Source organism: Paenibacillus sp. E222 (genome assembly GCF_013401555.1).
Lineage (GTDB): Bacteria > Bacillota > Bacilli > Paenibacillales > Paenibacillaceae > Paenibacillus.
Genome location: NZ_CP058552.1, coordinates 7,480,779 through 7,504,289, shown reverse-complemented (window position 1 = coordinate 7,504,289; position 23,511 = coordinate 7,480,779). Strand labels below are relative to the sequence as shown.

The 23,511-nt window shown below is 47.6% G+C and carries 18 protein-coding genes; 16 read left to right on the top strand and 2 right to left on the bottom strand.

Annotation, left to right across the window (positions count from 1 at the left end):
* The first annotated feature begins 151 nt into the window (after positions 1-151).
* The 7 genes from HW560_RS33390 (at position 152) to HW560_RS33360 (ending at position 10,649) form a co-directional block, all read left to right on the top strand.
* A complete protein-coding gene (locus HW560_RS33390) occupies positions 152-1,930 on the top strand; it encodes a cache domain-containing sensor histidine kinase (protein ID WP_179261376.1) in 1,779 nt (592 codons plus the stop codon).
* A 46-nt stretch (positions 1,931-1,976) separates the two neighbouring features.
* Positions 1,977-3,053 (top strand): response regulator, encoded by a 1,077-nt coding sequence (locus HW560_RS33385; protein WP_090893695.1) that lies wholly within the window; start codon positions 1,977-1,979, stop codon positions 3,051-3,053.
* A 143-nt stretch (positions 3,054-3,196) separates the two neighbouring features.
* A complete protein-coding gene (locus tag HW560_RS33380; RefSeq protein ID WP_090893697.1) occupies positions 3,197-4,168 on the top strand; it encodes an ABC transporter permease in 972 nt (323 codons plus the stop codon).
* A gap of 15 nt (positions 4,169-4,183) precedes the next feature.
* Positions 4,184-5,053, top strand: a complete 870-nt coding sequence (locus HW560_RS33375) for a carbohydrate ABC transporter permease (protein WP_090893698.1) — start codon at positions 4,184-4,186, stop codon at positions 5,051-5,053.
* Between the two features lie 62 nt (positions 5,054-5,115).
* On the top strand, positions 5,116-6,771 hold the full coding sequence (locus HW560_RS33370) for an extracellular solute-binding protein (RefSeq protein WP_090893700.1): 1,656 nt from the start codon (positions 5,116-5,118) through the stop codon (positions 6,769-6,771).
* 292 nt (positions 6,772-7,063) lie between these two features.
* Entirely contained in the window at positions 7,064-8,827 is a 1,764-nt protein-coding gene (locus HW560_RS33365) for an ABC transporter ATP-binding protein (protein WP_179265709.1), read from the top strand.
* The gene (locus HW560_RS33360; protein ID WP_179265706.1) at positions 8,808-10,649 is read left to right on the top strand and encodes an ABC transporter ATP-binding protein; all 1,842 of its coding nucleotides are present in this window, start codon (positions 8,808-8,810) and stop codon (positions 10,647-10,649) included. Before HW560_RS33365 ends, HW560_RS33360 begins: the two co-directional genes overlap by 20 nt.
* A 195-nt stretch (positions 10,650-10,844) precedes the next feature.
* On the opposite strand, the gene HW560_RS33355 is transcribed toward HW560_RS33360, so the two are convergent.
* Complete coding sequence (locus HW560_RS33355) at positions 10,845-12,836, bottom strand: DUF4832 domain-containing protein (protein ID WP_179261374.1); 1,992 nt, start codon at positions 12,834-12,836, stop codon at positions 10,845-10,847.
* Positions 12,837-13,479: 643 nt separating this feature from the next.
* On the opposite strand from HW560_RS33355, the gene HW560_RS33350 reads away from it, so the two are divergent.
* From HW560_RS33350 to HW560_RS33320, 7 genes are all read left to right on the top strand, one after another.
* A complete protein-coding gene (locus tag HW560_RS33350; RefSeq protein ID WP_109997833.1) occupies positions 13,480-14,580 on the top strand; it encodes a Gfo/Idh/MocA family protein in 1,101 nt (366 codons plus the stop codon).
* An 11-nt stretch (positions 14,581-14,591) separates the two neighbouring features.
* Positions 14,592-15,482, top strand: coding sequence for a carbohydrate ABC transporter permease (locus tag HW560_RS33345; RefSeq protein ID WP_072735121.1), 891 nt, complete (start codon positions 14,592-14,594; stop codon positions 15,480-15,482).
* 12 nt (positions 15,483-15,494) lie between these two features.
* Entirely contained in the window at positions 15,495-16,328 is an 834-nt protein-coding gene (locus HW560_RS33340) for a carbohydrate ABC transporter permease (protein WP_179265705.1), read from the top strand.
* Between the two features lie 70 nt (positions 16,329-16,398).
* The gene (locus HW560_RS33335) at positions 16,399-17,742 is read left to right on the top strand and encodes an ABC transporter substrate-binding protein (protein WP_179265704.1); all 1,344 of its coding nucleotides are present in this window, start codon (positions 16,399-16,401) and stop codon (positions 17,740-17,742) included.
* A gap of 269 nt (positions 17,743-18,011) precedes the next feature.
* On the top strand, positions 18,012-19,037 hold the full coding sequence (locus HW560_RS33330) for a LacI family DNA-binding transcriptional regulator (RefSeq protein ID WP_179265703.1): 1,026 nt from the start codon (positions 18,012-18,014) through the stop codon (positions 19,035-19,037).
* A gap of 114 nt (positions 19,038-19,151) precedes the next feature.
* Positions 19,152-20,114: a helix-turn-helix transcriptional regulator gene (locus HW560_RS33325; RefSeq protein WP_179265702.1), complete on the top strand. Its 963-nt coding sequence runs from the start codon at positions 19,152-19,154 to the stop codon at positions 20,112-20,114.
* Positions 20,115-20,249: 135 nt separating this feature from the next.
* Positions 20,250-20,774: a VOC family protein gene (locus tag HW560_RS33320; RefSeq protein ID WP_179265701.1), complete on the top strand. Its 525-nt coding sequence runs from the start codon at positions 20,250-20,252 to the stop codon at positions 20,772-20,774.
* 86 nt (positions 20,775-20,860) lie between these two features.
* Here HW560_RS33320 and HW560_RS33315 read toward each other — a convergent pair whose 3' ends face one another.
* Positions 20,861-21,766, bottom strand: a complete 906-nt coding sequence (locus HW560_RS33315) for a helix-turn-helix transcriptional regulator (RefSeq protein WP_179265700.1) — start codon at positions 21,764-21,766, stop codon at positions 20,861-20,863.
* A 187-nt stretch (positions 21,767-21,953) separates the two neighbouring features.
* Here HW560_RS33315 and HW560_RS33310 point away from each other — a divergent pair, with 187 nt between their 5' ends.
* Together HW560_RS33310 and HW560_RS33305 are read left to right on the top strand one after the other, a co-directional pair.
* Positions 21,954-22,595, top strand: coding sequence for a carbohydrate-binding family 9-like protein (locus tag HW560_RS33310; RefSeq protein ID WP_090893722.1), 642 nt, complete (start codon positions 21,954-21,956; stop codon positions 22,593-22,595).
* 50 nt (positions 22,596-22,645) lie between these two features.
* Positions 22,646-23,491, top strand: a complete 846-nt coding sequence (locus HW560_RS33305; protein WP_090893724.1) for a sugar phosphate isomerase/epimerase family protein — start codon at positions 22,646-22,648, stop codon at positions 23,489-23,491.
* The last annotated feature ends 20 nt before the right edge of the window (positions 23,492-23,511 follow it).

Here is a 23,511-nt window from a genome sequence, read left to right as displayed (position 1 = left end):
CAAATGTTCATACGGCTTATCCTTCATAGAGCAGGTAGAAACTCTGACTACCGTCAACACGGGGTCAGGGTTTTTCTGTTGTTTTACATAGGGGTATGATATCTTTTTTAAGAATAAAGTGGTGCGGGACAAGGGTGAGGTGCGAAGAGTGATGAGATGGATTCAGTTATGTAAACGCTTTAAATTCAGAACAAAACTGATTTTGTTTCTGTCGGCGGCGACTGTATTGATATCAGGCATCACGGGGTTAATTACTTATCGCATACATATTTCGCTGTTTAATGAGGAAGTGAGTCGCCAGTATAGTCTTACCGCAGAACAGGTACTTGCAAGACTCGATTCCAGGGTGCACGACATGTATAAAGTGACGGACTACATTACGCTGAATCCCTCCGTGAAAAATGCAATTAAGGCGCAGGCTGCGGGCATTTCCTCCTATGATCAGATGAAGCTGGAGGAGGAACTGGATGATCAGTTGTATCAGGTTCGTCTCGATGCACCGGAGATCATGGGAATTCGAATCTATGATTTGAAGGGGAACATATTTAATCTCGGTACGTTTGCCGGATCGTTCCAACAGATGGACCCCTCATATTTGGCTGAGATGGTCCATAAGCTGGAAGGGACGGGAGGAGAATATGTATGGAACCGTCTGGATGTAGATGCTTTTCTTCAGGAGGAAAAATCCAACTGGATTCTGGCAGGGCGCTTAATGCGTTCTGTTGATCTGGAGACGTATGGGGTCATGTTGATCCTCTTTAATACCTCTCTGTATGAATCCTATCTTAAGGACCTACGTCTTAATGAAGATATTGCCGCGTATTTGTTGGATGCAGATGGGAAACTGGTATATGCGTTTCATAATCAAGATGCAGACCCACCACCGCTTACACAACTAAGCATGGGAGCAACCGAGATTAGGGACGAGCAGGGAACCGCTCATTTGTATACAAAACAAACGTCGGACAAAGCCAAGTTCACGTTAATCAGCAAAGTATCCTTGGCTCAGATTCAGCATAAGGGCAAGATTATCGTAAAGGTTGCTGTATTTTCTGCGGCAGCCACGGTTCTGTGTTCGTGGATCATTATTACCATCATCAGCCGCAGGCTGCTGCGTCCACTGGCCAGTCTGGTTAACGCGATGAAAAGAGTGCGCGACGGACAATTCGATACACGCGTTCAGATTCAGACACAGGATGAGCTGGGCTTCATTGGAGAACGATTCAATGCGATGGCATCACGGATCGATACGTTGATTCATGAAGTCTATGAGCGTGAATTAAGTGAAAAGCAAGCTGAGCTCAAGGCTATACAGGCCCAGTTGAATCCACATTTTCTGTATAACACATTAAGTATGTTCTTCTGGAAGTTCTATATGCTTGGAGATGAGAAGTCGGCGCGTCTGGTTACGGCCTTGTCCGAAATGCTGCAATATACACTGGAGCCAGTCCAGCGGTTGACTACCCTGCAGGATGAGATGAACCAGATTGACCATTACCTGCAGATTCAGCAGGCCCGGTATCAGGAGGCCTTATCGATCGAGATTTCTGTTCCTTCTGAACTGCTACGTTGCCAGGTGATTCGGCTGCTGCTGCAACCCATTGTGGAGAATGTGTTTGTTCATGCCTTTGCGGACAAAAGAGACAATCGTCGTCTCGAGATTCGCGTCTTCCGGTACGCGGGAAATGATGCAGAATCGGACATGCTTATTCTGGAGATAGCCGATAACGGATGCGGGATGGACCCATCCATGATGGATCGTATTTTGGCACCTTTGGCACACGCTGATGAGGAGCGTCAACACATTGGCATGCGAAGTGTAATCAGACGAATCGAACTGATTCATGGCGACCCTTATGGTGTGCAGATCGAATCCACTCCTGAAGTGGGAACGCTGGTGCGGCTTCGTTTGCCCTATCAGGTAGAATAGGTTGCTGGAAGAGAACAGATAACATGCTGAGAGGAGAATACATCCATTGAATGGACGAATGCTCGTAGTCGATGATGAAGCGATGTTTCGGCAAGGATTAATACATCTGGTTTCCAATAATCCACTCGGGTGGGAAGTAGTTGGTGAAGCTGCCGACGGAGAAGAAGCGCTGCAAGCCGTAAACAGTTGTACACCGGATCTAATTATTACGGATATCAACATGCCGGTGATGGATGGCTTGGACTTGGCAGAACAGATCCATGATCGTGGTCAGGACATTATGATCATTATTTTGACGGGCTATCGGGAGTTTGAATATGCACAGCGCGCCATCCGTTATGGTGCTATGGAGTTTCTGCTCAAGCCCTTCTCTCTAGATGAGGCCTGTCGTGTTCTTCGCAAAGCGCATGAGCGATACTGCCAGCGGCAATCCGATAACCGAATTAGGGAACAGTACAGTCTGGTAGAGAGATCGGATCGATTGCGTGATGAGTTGGCAGCATTCTTGTTGAAGCAGCAGATGCAGCAAATGGCTGCACGGATAGATGAACTGTTCAGCCATGCATCCCGGATGCCTCTCCCTGAATGTAAAGCCGAGATTCAGCTGCTCATGAAAGTGATGACCGATCTGTTAGTGCAGCAGTTCCGTGTTCAGCAGTTTGCGAGTGTCGACAAGTTCGGCCCAGATCCGTTGCTCTGGATTCATTCGGTAGCGGAAGTGATGGCTTGGGCACGCTGCAAAAGAGAAGAATGGCTTGGTATGCTGGTCCGGCTTACGCAGGAACAACAGGATCATGTGGTCACACGGGTCCTTCAGTACATCGAGATGAACTATTCCAGCAATTGTAATCTTCAAGCGGCAGCCGCGCATGTTCACGTGACCCCCAATTATCTCAGTCACCTGTTCAAAAAAGAAACCGGTCATGGCTTCAGCCAGTACGTCAGCAAGCGTAGAGTGGATAAGGCGAAGTTACTGCTGCACAGTACCCGGCAGAGCATGGCGGACATTGCTGAACAGACCGGGTTCGATAACTCCAGTTATTTTACAACCGTGTTCAAACAGATAACCGGGCTGTCGCCCCGCGAATTTCGCAAGCAGCCGAGCCATGAGAGCAGCGAGTAGAAGCTGTTACCGAACACAGCCCCACGATGTGGGGTTATTTTGCGTAGAAATTTAAAAAAGGATCGTTAAATATCGAATGTTTACGCTTACATTTATATCTAAAATACAACTATAGACATCCACAGCAGAGAGGAGTGATGAACATGAAGGGAGAGCTGGCCGCAGGGCCGCCAAGGTTGGAACCGCCAGAAAACGAAGTGAGGCAGAGAATCCGGCAGCAGCGGCTTCGCCGTTTCAAGACGAATATTCCGCTACTATTGATGTTTCTTCCGGTGATCCTGTTTTATCTTATCTTTCGTTATGCGCCGATTGGGGGGCTGGTCATCGCCTTCAAGGATTATAACTTCTATGACGGGCTTTGGAACAGTCCATGGGTGGGCTTTCAACACTTTCAGACCTTGTTCAGCGATCCGCGCACAGTGGAGATCATCCGTAATACTCTATTTCTCAGTCTGCTTAGCATTATCGTGGGTTTTCCGATCCCGATTATTCTGGCGATCATGCTGAATGAAGTGAGAAACATGGCGTTTAAGCGGACCGTGCAGACCGTGGTGTACATGCCGCACTTTTTCTCCTGGGTCATCATTGCAATGATGATCATGACCGTATTTTCACTGGAGAACGGAATTGTGAACCGATGGGTGGAAGCCTGGACGGGAGAGCCGTATCCGTTCATGTACAACAAAGGCTCTTGGATCGCCGTGTTTGTCGGGTCAGGTATCTGGAAGGACATGGGCTTTAACGCGATTATTTTTCTGGCGGCACTAACGACCATCGATCCAAGCCAGTACGAAGCTGCACAGATGGATGGGGCGAGCAAGATGCGACAGATCTGGCACGTAACGCTTCCGGGCATTCGCTCCACCATTATTTTGCTGCTTATTCTGTCGATGGGGCGCGTGATGGAAGTTGGATTTGACCAAGTGTATATGCTGCAGAACTCTAACGTGAACGAGGTTGCTGATGTCATCAGTACGTATATTTATCGCACAGGTCTTCAGGGAGCGCAGTTCAGCCTGACGACGGCCATGGGATTATTCGAATCACTGGTCGCGTTTATTCTCATCTATTGTGCCAACTATATTGCACGTCGATTTAACGAAGGTTTGTGGTAAGGGAGGCGGAGCAGAGTGAGAAAAACACGAGGAGAACAAGTCTTTTATATGATCAATTATGTGTTGTTAACATTGGTAGCCATCAGCTGTATCCTGCCCCTTCTGAATATTGTGGCTTTGTCGTTGAGTGATGCGAGAGCCGTTGTATCCGGTAAAGTAGGGCTATGGCCAGTCGACTTCACCTGGTTTTCCTATCACAGTCTAATGACTGGGACGCCAATCCTGAATGCGTTCTGGAACAGTGTCGAGATTACGTTAATCGGTACGGGGCTGAGTATGGCTGTTACGATTATGGCGGCGTATCCGCTGTCGCGCAGGCATTTTTACCACCGCAGGTTTTTTACGATGGCGATGGTATTCACGATGATTTTTAACGGCGGATTGATTCCGACTTATCTGGTGGTGCAGAACCTTGGGCTGGTGAACAGTTATGGTGCACTTTGGCTGCCAGGTCTGGTAAGTACGTATAACATGCTGATTATGAGATCGTATTTTGAAAATCTGCCAGGGGAAGTGGACGAAGCTGCACGCATCGATGGATGCGGAGAGCTCGGATTGTTATTTCGGATCGTGCTGCCTCTGTCCAAACCGTTGCTGGCGACCATTGCTCTGTTCTATGGTGTAGGGTACTGGAATTCATTCATGAGTGTGATGATTTATATCAACGACACCTCTAAGTACAACATGACTGTATTGGTCCAAAATATGATTATGTCCAATCTGAACGTGCAGGATTTTACCGATCCGACGATGATTTCGAATCTAACGCCAGAAGGCATTCGGGCAGCGGCCGTAATCGTGATGGTCATTCCCATTTTGGCAGTGTATCCATTCTTGCAAAAGTACTTTGTTAAAGGGGTCATGCTGGGCTCCATCAAAGGGTAGTGCAGGCTGCAAGCCATTCGCTTATTTCATTTCACATTATATAAGAAAGAGGGTCTGATCTTATGGTGATATCCATCAAGGCATGGATGAAGTCCGGTCTTGTTCTGGGCTTAATCGGCGGAATACTGGCAGGGTGTTCAGGAGGAAGTGGAAGTGAGCAGGCTGAAGGGGAAGGTGCGCGCGGCAATATAACGTCGACGATCTATGATCGGGGCGCCGTACCAAGCGGTATGGGAACGATTGAGGATAACATGTGGTCCAAGTGGATCAATGAGAACGGCCCGGCCAATGTCAAATATACGGCGGTTCCCCGCTGGGAATCGCAGTCCAAATTAAACGTGCTGTTTGCTTCGGGCAGTGCACCAGATGTTATTTTTGAATTCGGAACGCCTATTCGGAATACGTTATTTAATCAAAAACAACTGATGCCGCTGGATGAACTGATTGAGAACTCCAGTGTGGAATATAAAGCGCTGATGGAGAAGTATCCACAGTTAAAGAAAGCTGGGATCAAGAGCGATGGCAAGTTATATGAAGTAGGCCGAATGAATGAGGTATTTCCGCTGACCAGTTTCTTCATTCGTGAAGATTGGCTGGAAAAGCTGAACCTGGAGGTGCCGACGAACGAAGCAGAGATGCTGGCGGTCGCCAAGGCATTCACAGAGAATGATCCGGATGGGAACGGTGCAGACGATACTTTTGGAATCGGAGGTTTGCAATTTGGGGACACTGCGGGATTATTCCGCTACATGTACAATGCCAATTGGGTGAACGTGGAGGACGGGGAGATCGTTGTTGGCCCCAATCACATGAAGGAAATGACGGCGTTTAAGCGGGCATTGTTTGAGGCGGGGGTAGTAGACAAGGATTTTCTGACCGACAAGGATGGAGCTAAGTCCAAACAGGATTTCCTGAACGGGAAAATAGGCATGTATGCCGCAATGACGGCTGATTACACTGGATTTGCGGCCAAGGAACTGGATACGCTCATGCAGAATGTGCCTGATGCCAAGCTGAAGGTCATTGCCCTGCCTTCCACATTGGTGGGTCAATATACGATGGTATGGAATAACCCGGTGCAGATGACGGCCGTTGTGAATGCCCGTGCCAAAAATCCGGAAGCCGTCATTCAATATATTGATTTTCTAACCAAAACCGAGACAGGCCGAACGGTCAAGAACGGGTTCGAAGGCACTCATTATACGTTGAACGAACAGGGCTGCCCGCGTATATCTGATCAGGAAAAGTACAAACAGGAAATAAGCTGGGCTGGTGATTACGCGATGCTGTACAGCCGCCTGGAGGAAGGCAAATGCGGTTACACCGAAATGCTGTTTAGTGAGGAAATCCCTTCCCAGAAGGAAGGACTTCGCCTCTTCAAGGAAGCAAGGGAAGTATACATGAACGATCTGCCGGTGGGTGAAGGCGTTACCCACTCAGAACATATGCCGCAGCTGCCCAAAGAGCTTCAGGTGAAGCTTACCAATGTGACGACAGCCATTAATGATATTTTCACCCGTTCCATTATCAGCGGTAGTAAGTATACAGTTGAGCAGGCTGCTGCAGAAGCGCAGCAAAAGTGGGAACAGGGTGGTGGCCCGGAGATTGAAACATGGTACAAAGACTGGTGGAGCAAAGAAAAGGACAATGTACTTGTCTGGGATGATTTCTATGAAATCTATGAACAGCAGCAAGCCGATTTCAAGAAGTCTGAGTAAAATAGCTGGGATGAGTTGAGTGTCAATAAACGTATTCGAATTGGAATATCATCGCACCTGGGCAGTCTGCTCAGGTTTTTTGTTGCAGATGAATGTTCACTCCAAGTCTATTTCAGGTTAATAATAAGAAGCATAGAAGATATTAGCGATTTGAAAGTTCAAAATGCGATATAATAGGCGTATTGGATACGTGAAATTTTACATAGATTTATGTAAAGAGACTAACGGAGCTAGCTGCGTGAACATACCAAATCGTCACGAAGATGAAACGCTCTGGGCCGGAGGAATGGTTATGATCAAGCTGTTGTACTACTTGAAGAAGTATCGAGTCGCCGCCATCGCAGCACTGGTCATGATGCTGATTGAATTGACGGTCGAATTGGCTCAACCCTATTTAATCTCAAAGATCATTGATAACGGTATCCAGCAAGGAGATCTGTCAGTGGTTTGGCTATGGGGTGGAGTGCTTGTGGGCAGTGCCGTTGTGGCGTTTGCCGCGGGAATTGCGAGTTCGTTTTTTGCGTCACATGCGAGTCTCGGCTTCGGTTACGATCTGCGGGAGAAGCTGTATGACAAAGTGCAAGCGTTCTCTTATGCAGTGTTTAACCGGTTTGCCACATCATCCCTGATTACCCGGTTGACCGGAGACGTTACACAGGTGCAGGATACGGTGTTTATGAGTCTGCGATTCATGACACGTGTGCCGCTGGTGGTGATTGGGAGCATGATTATGGCGGTTGTGGTGAATCCGAAGCTGGGTCTGCTGCTCGTTGTGATGGTGCCTGTACTGCTCGTGTTTGTCATCTGGATGATCAAAAAGGCAGCGCTGCTGTTCCGCAATGTGCAGCGCAGACTGGATGCCGTCAACGGAGTCATCCAGGAAAATCTGACAGGCATTCGGCTGATCCGTGTCTTCGTCCGGATGGGCCACGAGATTGAACGCTTTGCCGGATATAGCGGCAAGCTGATGAAGGGCACGATCTCCGCGCTGCGCCTGACGGAGACGACGATGCCATTCATGCTGCTCATGATGAATGGTTGTATCATCGCCGTGCTATGGTTTGGACGACGTGACATCACTACCGGAAGTGCAACCGTGGGTGAAGTCGTCGCAGTTATTAACTATCTGCTTCGCACCATTGGCGCCATGTCTGCGCTGTCCTGGATTCTGGTGACCTTCTCCAGAGCGAGTGCTTCGGCACAACGGCTTAACGAAGTTTTTGACACGGAGGAAGTTTCGGATTCGGGTCAATCCATGGATACAGATCGTTCTGCAAAAACGGGTAAAGGGAATCCTGTGATCCAGGGTGGAGTTGATTTTCAGGGTGTAGGGTTCAGTTATCCGGGCAGTGAAATTACCGTATTGGAGGACATTACGTTCTCAGCCAAACGAGGCGAGCGTATCGCCATCATGGGAGCGACAGGCTCGGGTAAATCCTCGCTGGTACAGCTCATTCCAAGGCTCTATACCGAAGATCACGGCGAGGTTCGTATCGATGGTAATGACGCAGAACAGTTGGACATAGCCACATTGCGCGGAGCTATCGGTTATGTGCCCCAGGAGGTGGTCCTCTTTACCGGATCGGTACGGGATAACATCGCCTGGGGCCGGGAGGACGCAACGCTCGAAGAGATTAAGGAAGCAGCGCGGCGTGCCCAGATTCACGAGACCATTGAGAAGCTGCCGAATGGCTATGATACACAGCTGGGTCAGCGAGGAGTCAATCTGTCGGGTGGACAGAAGCAGCGGCTCTCGATTGCCCGTGCATTGATTCGTCGTCCAAGCATCTTGATTCTGGATGACAGTACAAGTGCGCTCGATGTAGCCACGGAAGCAAGGCTGCTGGGCGCACTGGAAGAGCTGTCGTGTACAACGTTTATCATCACGCAGAAGATCAGCTCAACCACCTCTGCGGATCTGATTCTGTTGTTGGACGACGGGCGTCTGATTGGACAGGGGAAACATGAGGATCTGATGGATTCATCCGAATTGTATCGCCGAATCTATGAATCACAATACGGGGAGGGTACACCACATGTTCAAAGCATTCATTGAACCTTTCCGTCAGCCCCCGCCTCCGATTGATCCCGATACGCTGAAGGCAGGAGGAGGTCGCAAGCCGAAGGCAAGGGCGAAGAACTGGTCTGGTACGTTAGGCCGAATCTGGACGTATCTGGCCCGTCGCAAGGTCAAGCTGACGATGGTGCTGCTGATGGTATTTGCTAGTTCTGCACTCGCTTTGCTTGGTCCTTATATGGTCGGTGTGGCCGTGGATAAATTCATTGATGGAGAAGCAACGAGTTCCAGCTGGACGACATTTTTATTGGGTCTGGTGGCAGTCTACGTTTTCTTCTCCCTGACGTCATGGCTGCAAAATATATGGATGATCGAAATTGCACAGGAGACCGTGTTCCGCATGCGGTATGATCTGTTCTCCCATCTGCACAAACTGCCGATTCCATTCTTCGGCAAGCGTCAGCAGGGGGAGATCATGAGCCGGGTTACCAACGACATTGAGAATGTCAGCGGTACGCTGAACAGCTCGGCCATCCAGATTTTCTCCAGTGTGTTAACACTGATCGGAACGTTTGGCGTGATGCTCTGGTTAAGTCCGCTGCTGACCTTACTTACATTTATCGTGGTACCACTGATGGCTATCGGCATGCGCTGGATAACGCGCAGAACCGGACCGTTGTTCAAACAGCGTCAACGTAATCTCGGCGAACTCAATGGGTACATTGAGGAAACCTTGTCCGGGCAGAAGATTATCAAGGCGTTCTCTCAGGAGGAGCGGGTCATTCGCGGCTTTGAGGAACGAAATACGAAGATCCGGTTGTCCGGTTTCTGGGCACAGACCATCTCCGGTTTTATTCCAAAGCTGATGAATGGTCTGAACAACCTGAGCTTTGCGATTGTCGCAGGCATTGGCGGGATCTTGGCGATTCAAGGTTCCGTTACCGTCGGCGTGATTATCATCTTCGTAGAATATGCCCGTCAGTTTACCCGTCCGCTCAACGATCTGGCCAACCAGTGGAATACGTTGCTGTCTGCGATTGCCGGGGCAGAGCGTGTGTTCGAGGTATTGGATGAGGATGAGGAAGCGAAGGATGAAGGCGCAGCAGTATCTCTCGAAAAGGTGGAGGGAGCCGTTCGCTTCGACAAGGTATCCTTTGGATACGATGAAGGACGCAATATTTTACATGAAATTAACTTTGAAGCCAAGCCGGGTGAGATGATTGCTCTTGTAGGTCCGACCGGGGCAGGGAAAACAACATTGATTCAGCTGTTATCCCGCTTCTATGATCCTACATCCGGTACACTAACGGTGGATGGACGTGACATTACGACCATTCGGCGCGAGAATTTGCGCTCACATATGGCATTTGTCCTTCAGGATTCATTCCTGTTCCAGGGCACGATTCGTGAAAATATCCGTTTCGGCCGTCTGGATGCGACCGACGAAGAGGTGGAAGCTGCTTCGAGGCTGGCGAATGCCCATTCGTTCATCATACGGATGAAGGACGGGTACGACAAAGTGCTTCAGGCCGACGGAAGTGGCATCAGTCAGGGACAGAAGCAGCTGCTTGCGATTGCCCGGGCAATTCTGGCCGATCCGTCCATTCTTGTATTGGATGAGGCGACCAGCAGCATCGATACCGTCACGGAGATCAAAATCCAGGAAGGGCTGCAGCGCCTGATGCAAGGCCGCACCAGCTTTGTTATCGCTCACAGACTGAACACGATCCGCCAAGCCGATCGTATTCTTGTACTGAAGGATGGTCAGCTCCTGGAGCAGGGTTCGCATGACGCATTGCTGGAACAAGGTGGCTTCTACAGCGAACTGTATTACAGTCAGCTGCGGAACAAGGCGCAATAACGCAGAAGAGCATGGACCAAGAACAATGGCGACCATGCTCTTTTCTGTAGGCTCTATTGGATAGTTTCCAGCTATCCTGGTAAAGAATGTTCAGTTTCTTATACCCGGAAAAGAAAGAGCAGGTATGGAGGGCATGGTGCCCTGCATTCCTGCTCTTTGCATTTGAATTGGATATGAATTGTAGCTTGTGGTAATTTATTTCGTTACACTGCTCAGCTTGAACGAGCCGTCGGTCAGCTTGTTTGTATTGGCAAAGTCTACGCCAGGTTTATTCGTTTCCGGGTCAATGATCGCAATCGCGATATCATAGGTTCCGGCAGCAAGACCGGAGACCGGAATGGAATCGGACAGGGTGTAGGTACCCGTTTTCCACGTGGTCAGATTAACGGTTGTTGTTTTCTTGGCGACCACGGTATTGCCGCTGCGCAGTTGAATTTCAACCGGCCACGCAAATGGGAAGTGCTGTACACCTTTATTCTCCACTTTAATCGTTGTTGTAAACGTGCTTCCGCTAATGGTGGATGGATGCGAAATTTCCTTCACGACAAAGTGGTAACCCATTCGTTTCTTGAGTGCATCCATATTGGCCTGTAAGGCATGATTTAGAGGAAGCGAGGCAGGGGAATTCGGTCCCAGCCAACTTGGTTTGCTAAGCTCCGTTTGACGCAACGTTTCCGTGAATCCGCTGCCGGTAGTTAATGCCGCAAGCATGCCGGAAGCTCCCCCGTAAAATTCGCCTCCTGAGATACGTGTCTCCCAGAAGTTCGGATGTCCTGGCTGCTGCTGGCCGATATCATCCCAATAACCGTTCTGGGTACCTGTGTACCAGCCCCAATCGGCATCAAAGCTGTCTTTATGTCCAAACACATCGTTGAACATGCCCATGACCATGCCTTTGTTATTGGTTTTGGCGAGGGCGATACTGCGCCGGATCAGAACCTGCATTTTGTCCTCTTTGCCAGCAAAAGCATCAATATAATGTTGAACGTACTTGTTCGAGATGTCATTGGTAGGGAAAGCACCCGTGTAATTGGTTTCACCATTGGGTCCGACATAAGGCCACGTATGGAACTCGCCCCAGTGTCCGAGGGAACCGATTTGGACAAAGGTGACCGGACGATCATTCGTGTTGTACCTTGCCGCAATGGCTTCGATGGCTAATTTGTGCCGTTCTTGCAGATAGGTGGAGTTGTAGTTGGGGGAGAAGCCCATGTTGTTTCCCGTACCCATGCCTCCGGTTGTATCGTTGTATACGGTTCCAGGCGATTCTCCGCGGGCAATCATGTCATTGTAGAGCCAGTCGGGAATATCCCGATGAGCCTGTCCTGTCGGGCTGTCCAGAATGAAGCGAAACACCACTTTGACCCCTTTACTTTTCCAGTAGGCAAAATTGTTGGCGGCTTCAATTGCACTAAAATCATATGTGCCTTTGGTAGACTCCAGCTCCTTCCAAGTTACACCAGCATATACAAGCCTGTGTGGCTGTGTATATGTTGTGCTCTTGGCCGAAGGCGCCCAGCCTTTGAATGGATTGTTGAGTGGGCTGTCCAGCTCTACAGGATTCACTACGGTATTGTTCCCTGTACCACCACCCGATCCAGCCGAGGTCAGAAGGTAAGCGGGCAGTGTTTGTCCAGCCGCAGGCAATCTCGACGTATCCGAGCTGTTGTCGATATACCCGACCCGCACTGTGCTGCCAGCACTGATTTGCAGTGTAGAGAGAGGAATAGCGACCTCAATGACGGTGGAGCTGCGGTAGAATTGGGAGCTGGTCAACGTGCTGTTGAAGTTCCAGACCCAGTCCGTTCCGCTGCCGCCGTAGCGGTATAACCCCGTATTTTCAAGCAGCCACTCCACACCTGTAGCTCCCCAACCCGCAGCCTGGTAACCCGTTGACGTATTGTTATCGGTATTGATCCAGAAGTTGCCCATCGTTGTACTCAGACCAGAGCCTTGAATAAGCAGATAGAGATTGGTTCCATCATTGGTCACCTTGAGCGTCTGGGCAGTGCCACTATTGGTGGTGAGAGCACTAACGCTGCTCCAGTCGTTGATATTGCCATCAATGGTGATGGTTGCAGCAGAGGCTTTGGGTAAGGCTCCCGCAGGCAATAGCAGGGTAATCATGAGGACAAAAGCCAAAAACAATCCAAGGCTCCGCTTGCTTTTATCAAATAATCTTGTCATGGTATACCTCCTGAATAATGGATTTTGAATGATACCTCGTTCTGCCCACCCCGAATTTCGTTATGAGGGGAGCGTTAGGAGAGCTCAACTCCTTTCTGATCCGCATGAAGCAGCAGAATAGTAACGTTTTATGTAAGATTCATGGTAGTAATCGGGGGATAAACAACTAAAAAGATGTGATTTTGGTTTGCGGCAAATTTAAAATGTATTTTTAGTTCTTGGATTCTGTGTCTAAATTGCATTATAGGGGATGGATACGGGAGATTCAACAGAATTTTTTCCAGAATTTATTGTGTTTTCTATTGAAAATAAGCGTGTTCCATTGAATTTTGAACATGAGTACACATGGGAATAATATAATATTTGCCGCAAATAAAAATGAATACAAATTAAAGTATATGATAATACAATAAAAATGTAAACGCTTAATTTATGATGAATAAAGAGTTATACTGTTTAGTAGTATGTGAAATGCACTGCAAATATATTGCCGCAAAATAATTTAAAATTTAGCCAAAATCAATTGACAAGGATTTAAAACTATTTTACTATCGTTACATAGTCACAGTCTTGTTAGATTTATTGACATTGAGTTGGCTTCATGGCATTTGCCGCAAATTAACGAGCAACGGAGAGTGTAAGCATGGGGAAGATAAAAATGGCTTTTATCGGTGTAGGAGACATGGGGTCACATCATTGCATTGGTTTTGATTTGCTTGAGGATAGTGAGGTTCGTTATATCTGTGATATGAATGAAGCCAATGTGGCACGTACGCTGGCTGAACTTAAGAACAGTAATCCTACCATCGTTAGCGATTATCGTGAGCTGCTTGCCAAGGAAGATTTGGATGCGGTGGTCATCAGTGTACCGAACTATTTGCATCGTGAAGTGGCAGTCGCTTTTCTGGAAGCAGGCAAGCATGTATTTCTGGAGAAGCCGGTTGCCCATACCATTGAGGACTGTGATGCCATTATAGAAGCGGCGGAAGCCTCGGGACGGGTATTGCAGATCGGATTGGTATATCGGTATTCGAATCTGTATCGCCGAATGGAGAAGGAACTGGAGAGCGGACGTCTTGGTGACGTGAAATTGATGTGGTGCAAGGAATTCCGTGATCCGTTCCCGCCTGCGGATTGGTTCTATGACAAGACCAAGTCTGGGGGAGCGATTGTAGAGAAGGATTGTCATCACTTCGATATTTTCAACTGGATGATCCAGGCGAAGCCTGTCCGCGTGTTTGCCTCTGGAGGCCAGCATGTCATGAAGCAAGGAGAGCCTAATCGGATTCAGAATTCATACAGTCACTACCCGACGAAAGAAATTTCGGATACCTCCATCGTCGACCATGCCTTTATCACCATTGATTATGATAACGGCAGCAAGGCCAATCTGGGCCTGTGCATGTATTTGAAACCGCGCAATCTGATGGGAGAAGGGCTTGAGATTGGCCTGATCGGAGAGAACGGCGGCCAAATGGTTGCCCGTAATGACAAAACGATTGATATCGTTGGCGGGCAGGACTGGACGAAGGACCATCTCGAGATTGATGTGACGTCGGATTCCATTATGGGTGGACACACGGGTGGACAGACCCAGCGCATTGATTTTTTGAAATGTGTACAGGAAGGCAGACAGCCCTTTGCTAGTGCTCAGGTTGGTCGTAACGCGCTGCTTATTGCTCTGGCGGCAGAGAAATCTATTTTGGAAGAACGGTACGTCTATTTAGAAGAAATTTCAGGCTGAGGGGTGTCATCATGAACAGGTTGAGAAAATATGACACACTGCTGTTTTTTCTCTTCATTTTGCCTTGGATTATCGGATTTATCACCTTTTTCCTGTTTCCTTTCGGGACTTCGGTTTTCTACGCCTTTACGGATGCGAGACTCCCGGGAGCGACCAACTTCAATTTTGTCGGCATTGATAATTTTACGCACATGATGGATGATCCCATCTTCCTGAAAAGCTTGATGAACACGATGTTTTTCGTGGTATTCGGTGTTCCGATCGTAACGGCGGGTATGCTGGGTCTGGCCATGCTGCTTAATTTTAATGTCAAAGGTATTGCCCTGTTCCGTACCTTCTTCTATTTACCGACCCTGGTGCCTATCGTAGCAACGGTCATTATCTGGCGACTGGTATTCAACTCCGAATTCGGCATCCTGAACGCCGGACTTGGCGCGCTGGGTATAGGCAAAGTGGACTGGATTGGCGGGGAGCATACGATTAAGCCGGTCATCATCATGCTTCAGGTCTGGATCTCGGGCAGCGGGGTTTTGATCTTCCTGGCTGCACTGAAAAATGTACCTAGACATTTGTATGAAGCTGCTGCAATTGACGGTGCAAGCGGGATTCGCCGATTTTTCCAAATTACACTGCCGATGATCAGTCCTTCCATCCTGTTTGTCATCATTATTCAGACGATGTATAACTTTCAGATGTTTACGGAAGCGCTGCTGCTATCTAAGGGTGGTCCGAACTACTCTGCTTATACGTTTGTCTACAATATTTACAAGTCGGCCTTTACCGATCTGAAATTCAGCATGGCGATGACGCAGTCGATTTTCCTGTTCGCCGTGATCTCGCTTGTCACCCTGATCCTGATGAAAGTATCGAACCGCTTTGTGTATTACGAGGGAGAACGATAGGAGGAGAGTTACATGAACAGCCGAAAAATAGCGGTAAAAGCGTCCAAATATACCATGCTGATTGCAGCATTAATGCTGTTCGCAGGGCCTCTGGTATGGATGCTCTCGACCATGCTGAAAACCAAAGCGGAAACCTACAAGGTACCTCCAACCATCCTGCCGGACACATTCAGTCTGGAAGCCTTTGAACGGTTGTTCGCTGTGCAGCCGATGATGTGGCAGTGGATTCAGAACTCATTTATCATTTCCTTTTTTGTTGCAGCGGGGGCGGTGGTGTCCAGTTCACTTGTGGCTTACGGTTTCTCCCGTTTTGCAACCAAGTACCGGAATATTCTGTTCCCGGTTGTACTTGTTACCTTAATGATTCCTCCATCCATTATGATGATTCCCTCGTACGTCCTTTTTTCCAAGCTGAACTGGATTGATACCTGGTTGCCGCTCATTGTGCCAGCCTGGCTTGGAGGTGCCTATTATATCTTCCTGTTCCGACAGTTTTTCATGACGATTCCCCAGGAGCTGGACGAGGCTACATATCTCGATGGCGGCAATCGCTGGACGGTATATGCACGAGTCATTATGCCGCTGTCCAAACCCATTATTATGACGACTATTATTTTTGCCTTTGTGAACTCCTGGCTCGATTTTCTGGGGCCGTTCCTGTATATCAAAAATGCAGAAATGTTTACGATGAGCGTAGGCTTGCAGCTGTTGATTGGTCAGACGAGCCAGGATTTGCCGGCGCTTGCTGCAGGTGCATTTATCAGTATTGTACCTATTGGTCTGCTGTATCTGTTTGCACAACGTTATATCGTCGAGGGGGTGGTGCTTACGGGCACCAAAGGGTAGAGTGGCTGCCTGCTTTCCGGTTTTCAGGTGAACAGGACTTATTGATATGACTTAAAGGGGAGCTGTGTATATGAGAGCGAAGAGTAAACGGCTATTCAATGTTTGGGCACTTGTACTTGCTACAATGGTGGTGATTAGTGGATGTGGAAACGGGGGATCGTCCGAAAACGCCGACTCTTCTGATTCCGGCAGCAGCCAGAGCGAACCTGTTACGATCACATACTCCCAGTGGGGGACGGCAGAAGAGCTTCATCGTACACAGGAACTGCTGGATCAGTTCATGAAGGTCAATACCGATATTAAGGTCAAACTCGAAGGCAAGGATTGGGGCAGCTACTGGGACGGACTAACAGCCAATGCAGCTGGGGGCACACTTCCGGACGTGTTCAAAACGAGTTATGCATACGTGGAGAAATACGCCGAGCTGGGCATTTTCAAGGAATTGGACGGCTTGCTCGCGGAAAATCAGTTTGATCTGAACAATGTGGACAAAAGTCTGCTCGGTCTTCACCAATATCAGGGCAAGCAAGTATCCTTGCCTATCGATGCCAACGTCATCGTATGGTATTACAACAAAGCGATTTTTGAGAATGAAGCCACGAATCCTCATAAAGCTCCCGTTCCATCGCTTGAGCCAACGTGGGATGAAATTACTGACATTGCAACCAAGCTGACGCTGGATAAGAACGGGAAAAGCGCAGACGAAGCGGGTTTTGACGCCGGAAACATTGTGCAGTGGGGCTTGTCCATTTCACCAGGATCAACGATGGATTGGTTCCTGGAGCCGGAATTGTGGTCCAACGGTGCGAAATTGGTGAATGACGATGGCTCCCTTGCGCTTGAGACACCTGAAGCGATGGAAGTGCTGAACTATTTTATCGACTTGACCAAAAATAAAAAGATCAACACCACTCCTGCACAGATTGAAGGTTTGGGTGGACAGGTGAATCTTGCGATTACGACATCCAAAGTAGCGATGAATCCGGGTGGCAGCTGGAATACAACCAACTACCAGGAGGCTGGTGTGGATTACGGTATCTCCTATTTGCCAAAATTCAAAACCAACCAAACCGTTGTTCAGCCAGCAGGTCTTGCCATCAGCTCCAATACAAAGCATGAAGAGGCGGCTTACAAGCTGCTGGCTTGGCTAGCAGGTCCGGAAGGACAGACAGAACTGGCGAAGCAGGGATACTCGATTCCGGCGAACAAGGCCGCAGCGGATGCTTATATTGCCACTGTAGGTGAAGATAATAAAATCTTCCTGGATGCGCAGCAGTATGGCATTGTATCTCCCTTTACAACCAAGAAAACCGATCTGGTCTGGACGTATGGTGAGCAATCACTCAAGCTTCCACTTGCCGGAGATGGTGATCTGAACGCAGCGCTTAAGGATTTGGCCTCCAAGATGCAATAAGTGAATGAAGCCGATCAAGAGGGGGAAGAGGGGAAGAGCTTCATACGTTTTCTTAAAAAGGATCAAAATTGCGGCAGTTATGGGGGACAGCAAGCTCCCTGACTGCCGCTATTATTTTATAGAAGACTGTGCCCACGCACCATTTCATTGACTTCTGGCCAGTAGAAATATAGAATTATATTTGCCGCAAATTTGTGTTTGAAGAGATGAAATTGCCCCAATACGAATGGGGTTTAAATACATAGTTAAAGGAAAGGTGGGGACTTCACATGGCAAAATTGAAGGATATTGCAGACCGCGTTGGTGTATCGATCTCTACCGTTTCACGTGTGATGAAGAACGATGTCAATCGATCGGTCAGCGATGAAACCCGCAAAAAAATATGGGACACCGCTGAGGAGCTGGGCTATCGTTCACAGCGTCTGGTCAAGAAGAAAAAGGTCCAGCCCAAAACGGCATATGCGATCGGCTGTGTGGTGGCCATTCCCCAAAATAAATATAACAGCCCTTATTTTTCAGTTATTATGGAAGGCATTGAGAAGCAGCTTGCTGAAGCGGGCATGCGTCTGGAATTTGTGTACAGCATCGAAAACGATGGGGATATCGTGCAGCTGCAGTCTCTGGTAAAGGAACATCAGATTGATGGCATGATTGTGGTGGAACGGATTGATCCGGAAGCCTATCGCTGGCTCAAGGCTAATGTACGGACTGTTGTGGGAGTGGATATTACGGACCCGGACATTCCGGTCGTCGGTTATGATCGTGAAGAGGCGGCGAGGGAGGCAACGAATCATCTGATTGCCCAAGGGCATCGGATCATTGCCTACATTGGCGGAGCAGAATTCAAGAATGATTTTCGTGAGGAAAAACGGTTTCTTGGTTATCGGCGTGCCATGACGGATGCGGGATTACCTATTGATAATGATTGGGTGATCGATGTGAAATGGGATGTTTCGCTGAGTTATGAATTGACCAAGCAGGCATTTACCAACAATGCGAACAGACCTACAGCCATCTTTGCAGCCAGTGATATGATGGCGATTGCGGCCATGCGTGCTGCAACCGAACAGGGGCTCCGCATTCCGGAGGATATCGCTTTTTTTGGGGTAGATAATATTGAAATATCCGAATTCACCTCTCCGCCGTTGTCGACCATTCATGTACCCAAGCTGGAGATGGGCATGTTCGCGGTTAAACAGCTGCTCGATTATCTGGATCATTCATATGAAGTGGCTGTCAAAATGATCGTTCCGTACCGCTGTATATTCCGCCAGTCTTCCAATGGCAAAATATAATAGCGATCAACCAAAGAGTTCCTGTGTCCAGTTTTGGGCGGAGGGAACTCTTTTTTACTAAAAGAGCTGTTGATATACCAGTTGAGAAAAAAATTAAAACCGAGGGGCTATGGTATGCCAAAAAACGATAATATGTTAGCCATTCTATGGATGCTAAATTCAGGCACGAAAATAACTGCAAAACAAATATCAGAAAAGTTAGAAATAAATATAAGGACCGTTTATCGATATATTGATGCATTATGTGCCAGTGGAGTGCCTATAATTTCAGACGCTGGCCATCATGGCGGGTATAGCTTACTGAATACTTTTATCACAGCACCTCTGTTATTTGATATTGAAGAGAAAAAAGCGCTTCTTCAAGCTGCTGTTTTTGCAAAAGAATCGGGATACCCTTTGAATGAGGCGTTAGAGCATGCAACATCAAAGTTGAAAAGATATTCAAATCAGGAACAAGAAAGTATACTTAGTCGTCATTTAGCCGGATTTGATGTGATCAGCCGCAAGGGAGATCCTTCCATTCAGCCTGTGTTGATGGAATTGGAGCAGGCTGTGGCAAACGATTTCTCTGTAGAAATCGATTATCGCGCAAGCCATAAAGAACAATCGGAGAATAGGGTGATCGATCCCTATGGAATGGTTTACTGGAACAATAAGTGGTATACAATTGCATTTTGCCATCTAAGGAATGAGATTCGCAGCTTTCGGGCCGAACGGATTCTACAAATCCAGCGGACTCAAAATAAATTTAAGCGTTCCGAAACTTTCTCAGCTCGTGAATTTTTTATGCATAATTTATTACCTGATGTAGTGGACAAGGATGGATTAATTCAGTTAATTATCACAGGAAGGCCAGAGGCGTTGGATGACTTATGCTTGCATTGGTTTATGGGACACCATTTGAAAGAACGGACTTCAAACCAAGCCATCTTTTTACTTGAGGAAAATTCACTTCATACCTATGTTCCATATTTTCTCCTATCCTACGGTAAGTCCATTCAAGTCATCGAACCACCGAGTTTAAAGGACAAACTTGTTGCGGTTGTGTCCGAGTTAATGGAATACTATCAACTTTAATAACTACACTGACAGTAGATGTCAGTGTAGTTATTTTATAATGATGACAATCAGGGATTACCGAGATGGATACTGGGATCACTTGATAAATAAGCCTAAAATCAATAAATTAAAATCATTTAAAGGTGGGTAATTATGACTGAAAACACAAAATACACTGCAGTCTCAGGCGAATATACAACGAATGGTACGCCCAACGGTGTTACATCTATTACTCCGTTTATAACAGTGAAAGATCCCTCTGGTGCAATCACTTTCTATAAAAATGTTTTCAATGCAAGGGTGAAAGACATTACCGAACATTCCGATGGGGATGGAAATCAAATGATTGTTCATGCGGAATTAGATTTTGGAAATGGTTTTTTGCAGCTAGGAGCAGCGAATCCAGCATATCAGTTGGCTCTGCCACCAGATGAAGACAATGCATGTTATTCTTTGGGGATTTACGTCTTGAATGTGGATAAAGTAATCGAAAATGCGGTATCAAGAGGAGCCAAAGTACGGGAATCAATTATAAACTTTGCTTCAGGTGATCGTTTTGGAAGTATAGTAGATCCTTTTGGAGTAAGGTGGTCCATTCTAACTCGAATTGAAGATTTATCAGAAGAAGAAAGTAGTCAGAGGGTCGCTGAATGGGCCAAAAGCTTTAGTGCAGAATAAAAATCAATCAAATATTGAATCAAATATGGATAGAAGTTATAAAAACGGTCGTCTTTCGCTTATCGAGCGGAAGATGACCGTTTTTTTCACAGCATTCTGGACAACTTCCGGTATTCCCGGGGGGAAATGCCCTCATATTTGCGGAACATACGGCTGAAATAATGAATGTCTGGGTAACCGCTTTGTACACCCACAGCCTCAATGGAATAATCCGTTTCCCGCAGTAGTTTGCGTGCCTCGCTTAGGCGTATGGATTGAATATATTCGTTGGGAGGCATGCCCGCAACCTGTTTGAACAATTTGGCCATGTGATCCACACTCAGGTTCAATTGTTTGGCGATGCTCGAATTGGTCCACGGGTCGGATGGGGCAACCTCTATACGTTTCATGAGTTCGAGCAGCTTCTCTCCGTGTACCGAATCATGACTTGATGAACTTCGCCAGGATGAACGCAGTAGATGGGTCAATATTTGCAGCATCAGGGCTTTACATACCAGTTCATATCCCGGTGGGCGCATCGTAAATTCATGTACTAATTGCTCCATGAGCTGCACCGCAGCTGGAGAAGGGGTATACACCGGGTTGATAGATAGCGGCGTCATGCCCTCTGCGCAAGCTTCCACTGCGAATTTATGGTGCAGAACAGTCTCTTCGTTAACAACCATATCTGCCTCGGTCTGAATGGTCAATTCGTTGAAGAAATCAAAATGAATGCCAATGAAACGTGCTTCCGGGCTGGAAACCACCTCATTCTGGTGATAGACACCGGCAGGCAGCATAATTAGCTGACCAGCTTTCAAAATATGGTGTTTATCGTTCATATAAGTTGCAGCTTCACCTTGAGAGACGTACAGAAGTTCAAAGTCATACAGACGCCGCTTTGCCAGCTTGCCGGGAGGAAGGCTCTGGAACTGAGCATAATGTACGTTGGGAGACCATTCCTTGTAAGTGACGGTTCGTTGCAGAGGATATACCGCTTGCTGGAGAGACATAAATTCCAGCTCCTTTTTCGATGAGATTGGCCCAAATAGATCTATTTAAAACTGAACGGAATTGTGCAAATAATCTCTTTATCTCCTAAATAAATAACTGCGTAATTTATTTATAATATATGTATTATCACATGTTCTTACGAGAGAGACAACATCACGGATTAAGCTAAAAAAGGAGAGGATTACGATGCGCTCTCTCCCTGTGGAACGGAGCACGAGTTATTGCTGCGAACCGCTTAGGTCAGTTGCACAGCATGGATTCCCCTCGACTGCGGATTGGGAACGATGTGTTCCAGTGGAACTGGTGGACACGGTAACAGGTAGGCCACCTCATCAATCCACAGAAGTCCGTTTTGGCTGGAGTCCCGAATATTTGCATATTCGCTTTGTATGCCAGGATGATCACGTTGTATCTGATTTCACGGAAAGGGATCAGCCATTGTATGAGCAGGATGTGGTTGAACTGTTCATTGATGAACAGGGCGATGGCAGGAATTATATCGAACTGGAGGTCAGTCCGCACAACGTAATATTTGATGCGCTCATTCACAATAACAGCGAAGGTTCCGAATTGAAGGCAGATGTAACCTGGCAGCTGGAGGGGTTGCAAACGGCTGTAGAAGTGGATCGTCAGGGCCATCGGGTGTATGTGATCCATATTCCAGCGAGTAACTTCAAGTCGCCCCTGACTAAAGGCGTATGCTGGAGGGTCAACGCTTACCGTATTGATGAGAATGTGCAGGGAGATCGGGAGTATCAGGCATGGCAGCCCACGGGGGCTGTGAACTTTCATTTGCCCAGCCGATTTGGTTATTTTCAATTGGGATAGCTATGCGATGCTGAAGAACAGGTTTTCATATTTTGAAGGAGGGTATTCGGATGAAAAAAGGGATTAACATATGGTCGTTTGCAGGAGATGCCTCTATTGCGGATTGTATTCAGACGGCGAAGCAAGCTGGCTTTGAGGGGATTGAACTTTCGCTTAATGGAGAAGGCGAGCTGAGTCTGTCTGCCACGGATCAGGAGGTTCGTGATATTCAAGGACGTCTGGAAGAGGCTGGACTCGAAATCGCGGGACTTGCAACTGGATTGTACTGGGATTACCCGATGACGAGCGCCCGTCCGGAGATTCGCACAAAAGCACTGGATGTGTGTAAAAAACAGCTGGAGCTTGCCGCGGCATTTGGTGTGGATACCATTCTGGTTATTCCGGGTGCGGTTGGTGTGGACTTTATTCCAGACAGCGAAGTAACGGATTATGAAGTAGCTTACGAACGGGCACAAGAAGCCCTTGCGTATCTGCTGCCGTATGCGAAAAGTGCAGGAGTATCGATTGGTATTGAGAACGTATGGAACAAATTTTTGGTGTCGCCGCTAGAGCTGCGTACCTTTATTGATTCTTTTAGCTCAGATTATATAGGTTCGTATTTCGATGTGGGCAATGTCGTACAGAACGGTTACCCGGAGCAGTGGGTTCGCATTCTCAGTCACCGGATTAAGAAGGTGCACTTCAAGGATTACCGTCGTCAAGCGGGAGGGCTTCATGGATTTGTGGATTTGCTGGCTGGAGATGTGAATTATCCTGCGGTGATGCAAGCACTACAGGCCATTGGTTACGACAACTATGTGACTGCCGAGATGATTCCGCCTTACACTCATCATTCGAAACAGATCATATTCAATACATCCAAAGCGATGGATGCCATTCTTGGACGTTCTCAGTAATAAATTCAGATAACAACGTT

Coding starts and splice junctions, on each gene's coding strand:
- HW560_RS33380 (WP_090893697.1), top strand. CDS start 3,197: ATGAAGGGAGAGCTGGCCGCAGGGCCGCCAAGGTTGGAACCGCCAGAA.
- HW560_RS33370 (WP_090893700.1), top strand. CDS start 5,116: ATGGTGATATCCATCAAGGCATGGATGAAGTCCGGTCTTGTTCTGGGC.
- HW560_RS33355 (WP_179261374.1), bottom strand. CDS start 12,836: ATGACAAGATTATTTGATAAAAGCAAGCGGAGCCTTGGATTGTTTTTG.
- HW560_RS33320 (WP_179265701.1), top strand. CDS start 20,250: ATGACTGAAAACACAAAATACACTGCAGTCTCAGGCGAATATACAACG.
- HW560_RS33345 (WP_072735121.1), top strand. CDS start 14,592: ATGAACAGGTTGAGAAAATATGACACACTGCTGTTTTTTCTCTTCATT.
- HW560_RS33340 (WP_179265705.1), top strand. CDS start 15,495: ATGAACAGCCGAAAAATAGCGGTAAAAGCGTCCAAATATACCATGCTG.
- HW560_RS33305 (WP_090893724.1), top strand. CDS start 22,646: ATGAAAAAAGGGATTAACATATGGTCGTTTGCAGGAGATGCCTCTATT.
- HW560_RS33365 (WP_179265709.1), top strand. CDS start 7,064: ATGATCAAGCTGTTGTACTACTTGAAGAAGTATCGAGTCGCCGCCATC.
- HW560_RS33325 (WP_179265702.1), top strand. CDS start 19,152: ATGCCAAAAAACGATAATATGTTAGCCATTCTATGGATGCTAAATTCA.
- HW560_RS33360 (WP_179265706.1), top strand. CDS start 8,808: ATGTTCAAAGCATTCATTGAACCTTTCCGTCAGCCCCCGCCTCCGATT.
- HW560_RS33330 (WP_179265703.1), top strand. CDS start 18,012: ATGGCAAAATTGAAGGATATTGCAGACCGCGTTGGTGTATCGATCTCT.
- HW560_RS33350 (WP_109997833.1), top strand. CDS start 13,480: ATGGGGAAGATAAAAATGGCTTTTATCGGTGTAGGAGACATGGGGTCA.
- HW560_RS33310 (WP_090893722.1), top strand. CDS start 21,954: ATGCGCTCTCTCCCTGTGGAACGGAGCACGAGTTATTGCTGCGAACCG.
- HW560_RS33335 (WP_179265704.1), top strand. CDS start 16,399: ATGAGAGCGAAGAGTAAACGGCTATTCAATGTTTGGGCACTTGTACTT.
- HW560_RS33390 (WP_179261376.1), top strand. CDS start 152: ATGAGATGGATTCAGTTATGTAAACGCTTTAAATTCAGAACAAAACTG.
- HW560_RS33315 (WP_179265700.1), bottom strand. CDS start 21,766: ATGTCTCTCCAGCAAGCGGTATATCCTCTGCAACGAACCGTCACTTAC.